The organism is uncultured Escherichia sp. (genome assembly GCF_948475835.1).
GTDB lineage: Bacteria > Pseudomonadota > Gammaproteobacteria > Enterobacterales > Enterobacteriaceae > ECMA0423.
In genome coordinates this window covers 1-838 of record NZ_CAOLGM010000255.1, presented here as the reverse complement: position 1 = coordinate 838, position 838 = coordinate 1, and the positions used below count along the sequence as shown (strand labels likewise).

Here is an 838-nt window from a genome sequence, read left to right as displayed (position 1 = left end):
GCTATATGGCTGGCTTTATCGCTTTTAATACTATTCTTTTCCATGCATAGACTTTCACTATTAGACTCCACTCGTGATGTGAGCGAGTTAATTAGTCTCATGTCTTATGGAATGATGGTAATATGTTTTCCAACAGGCATAGTATTCTTTATTGCTCTAATATTTATAGGGACTGTATCAGACATTATTGGCGTAAGGATTGATAGTAAGTATATTATGGCGATAATAATATGGCTTTATTTTCTGTCAGGAGGGTATATTCAATGGTTTGTGCGTATTTTCATGAAAGGAGATCACTCAATAACTTCCATCGAGATCGGGTAATAACATTTGAACAGATCGCTGAATAACATCGATGGAGATCACTTTTGACTCATTTTGTTATTCAGTGATCTCCATCAATGTTATTGGAACTTCACAGGTGTGTTGATCTGTATCTTTTGCCATTCCGGTAAAGGATACCTATGCCAACAGTTCCAATTTCTATGAGAAAACTTAAAGAAATTCTTAGGCTTAAATACGGTGTTGGACTCAGCCATCGACAAATTGGTCGTAGTCTTGCAATCTCCCCTTCCGTTGTATCCAGATATGCTAATCGGGCGGCTCAACTTGGCATAAAGCAGTGGCCCTTACCTACAGGATGGGATGATACAAAACTAAAACATGCGTTCCTTCAGACCCAGGTTAAGATGAAGAAGCACTCTCTGCCTGACTGGGCTACAGTACACCGGGAACTGCGTAATAAATGCGTGACGCTGCAGCTACTCTGGGAAGAATACTGTGAGCGTAATCCAGGCGGTTTTTACAGCTATAACCATTACTGCCGGATGTACCGTGA

At 40.3% G+C, this 838-nt stretch carries 1 protein-coding gene and 1 pseudogene; both read left to right on the top strand.

Features of this window, described 5'->3' with window-relative positions; genetic code table 11:
* A partial coding sequence (locus QZF50_RS23660; protein ID WP_290389042.1) for a hypothetical protein occupies nt 1–324 on the top strand: 324 nt, incomplete at its 5' end.
* A 140-nt stretch (nt 325–464) separates the two neighbouring features.
* Nucleotides 465–838, top strand: a pseudogene (locus QZF50_RS23655) (IS21 family transposase); the annotation flags it as partial.